The 2,068-nt window shown below is 73.2% G+C and carries 2 protein-coding genes and 1 pseudogene; 1 reads left to right on the top strand and 2 read right to left on the bottom strand.

Annotated elements, in window-relative coordinates:
* A partial coding sequence (locus ACFXA3_RS33345; protein WP_385193039.1) for a TetR/AcrR family transcriptional regulator occupies positions 1 to 439 on the bottom strand: 439 nt, incomplete at its 3' end.
* A 100-nt stretch (positions 440 to 539) separates the two neighbouring features.
* Here ACFXA3_RS33345 and ACFXA3_RS33350 point away from each other — a divergent pair.
* A complete protein-coding gene (locus ACFXA3_RS33350) occupies positions 540 to 1,583 on the top strand; it encodes an aldo/keto reductase (RefSeq protein WP_385193042.1) in 1,044 nt (347 codons plus the stop codon).
* Positions 1,584 to 1,603: 20 nt separating this feature from the next.
* On the opposite strand, the pseudogene ACFXA3_RS33355 reads toward ACFXA3_RS33350, so the two are convergent.
* A pseudogene (locus ACFXA3_RS33355) lies at positions 1,604 to 2,068 on the bottom strand (hypothetical protein); the annotation flags it as partial.

Here is a 2,068-nt window from a genome sequence, read left to right on the forward strand (position 1 = left end):
CCTCGACGCACGGCGCCCATTCCCCGACGCGGGCCGCGTAGAAGCCGTACAGGGCCTGCGCCGCCTTCGCGTCACAGCCGGCCGCCGCGATCACCGCCTTGAACAGGGCCCCCTGCCGCGGGTCGGCCAGCGTGCGCTGCACCAGACGGGCGTTGGCCGTCAGGTCCCCGAGCAGCGAACCCGTCTCCGTGCGCGGCACGGACTGCTGTGCCATGTCCAGCAGCAGGTCGGCCACGAGCCCGGTGGCCGTGCCCCAGCGGCGGTAGACGGTCGTCTTCCCGACCTCCGCGCGGCGCGCGATGTCGGTCAGGTCGAGATGGGCGAAGCCCTGCTCGGCCAGCACGTCGGCGGTGGCGTCCAGCACGGCCGCCCGCACCCGCGCCGTACGCCCTCCGGGCCGGGTGGCCCCCGGGTCGGACTCGGCTTCCGTGAACTCCATAACGGGACTCCAGTTCCATTAAGTCGCGCATCTTGCTACGCTCGGGGCATCTTAACGGAACCACAGCCCCATTAGCTGGGTGCGTGAGAGGGGATTCGTCATGGAGTACAGGCGACTGGGTGCGTCAGGGCTTCAGGTTCCGGCGCTCAGCTTCGGCGCCGGCACCTTCGGTGGCCGGGGGCCGCTCTTCGGGGCCTGGGGCAACACCGGGGTGGCGGAGGCGCGTCGGCTGGTCGACATCTGCATCGACGCCGGGATCACCCTGTTCGACACCGCCGACGTCTACTCCGACGGTGCGTCCGAGGAAGTGCTCGGAGCCGCTCTCAAGGGCCGCCGCGACCGGGTGCTCATCTCCACCAAGGCCGGCCTGCCCACGAGCGACGCCCCGGGGGACGCGGGGACCTCGCGCTCCCGCCTGATCACCTCCGTCGACAAGGCGCTGCGCCGCCTCGGCACGGACCACATCGACCTCTTCCAGCTGCACGCCTTCGACGCCGGAACCCCCGTGGAAGAGGCGCTCTCCACCCTGGACGACCTGGTCCGGGCCGGGAAGATCCGTCACCTCGGCGTATCCAACTTCTCCGGCTGGCAGGCGATGAAATCCCTCGCCGCCGCGGACCGCCACGGCCGCGAGCGCTACGTCGCCCACCAGGTCTACTACTCCCTCATCGGCCGTGACTACGAATGGGAGCTGATGCCGCTCGGCCTCGACCAGGGGCTCGGCGCGATCGTCTGGAGCCCCCTGGGCTGGGGACGGCTCACCGGCAGGATCCGCCGGGGCCGGCCCCTGCCCGCCGGCAGCAGGCTGCACGACACCGCCGACTTCGCGCCGCCCGTGGAGGAGGAACACCTCCACCGCGTGGTCGACGCCCTGGACGAGATCGCACGGGAGACCGGGAAGGCGATCCCGCAGATCGCCCTGCGCTGGCTGTTGCAGCGGCCGACCGTGTCCTCCGTCATCATCGGCGCCCGCAACGAGGAGCAACTGCGCCAGAACCTCGGGGCCGTGGGCTGGACGCTCACCCCGGAGCAGATGGCACGGCTCGACGGGGCCAGCGCCCGCCCGGCCCCCTATCCCTACTTCCCCTACCACCGCCAGCCGGGCTTCGCCCGCCTCAACCCTCCGGTGGTCCAGGGCGGCTGACCGCCGAACCGGCCCGGCCGTCAGCCGCCGCGGACGGCCCCGAGGAGGCGGGCGCAGCGGGCGCTCATGTCCCGGGCGGACTGGTCGGGGTGGGCGATCCACCAGCCCATCAGGGCGCTGACCGTTCCCGTCCACACGTGCTTGAGGGTGTCGGCGTCGAGGGGGTCCTCGTTGCCCAGGCCGCTCAGCAGCGCCGCGGTGCCCGTCGCGGCGAGTCCGTCGATGGCCTCGCGGTGCCGCTGGGCGGCGAGGCGCAGTTCGGATCCGGGCGGCAGGGTCCTGTCGTAGAGGACGAACCAGGCGTGGCGCCGTTCTTCGAGGGCCGTGAAGAGCCCGGTGAGGACCGCGTGGGGGAGCCGCTGGTCGCCGGCGGCCCGGGGGGGGCGGGGCGGGCGGGCGCGGGGGGGGGGGGGGGGCGGGGCGGGGCGGGGGGGGGGGGGGGTGGGGGGGGGGTCGGTGCGCGAGACGAAAAGAGAGATAGAAAA

The sequence above is a fragment of the Streptomyces sp. NPDC059456 genome, from assembly GCF_042750055.1.
Taxonomy (GTDB): domain Bacteria; phylum Actinomycetota; class Actinomycetes; order Streptomycetales; family Streptomycetaceae; genus Streptomyces.

What these genes read in the sequence shown, in the direction of transcription:
- ACFXA3_RS33350 (WP_385193042.1), top strand. Translation starts at nt 540, where the DNA reads ATGGAGTACAGGCGACTGGGTGCGTCAGGGCTTCAGGTTCCGGCGCTC.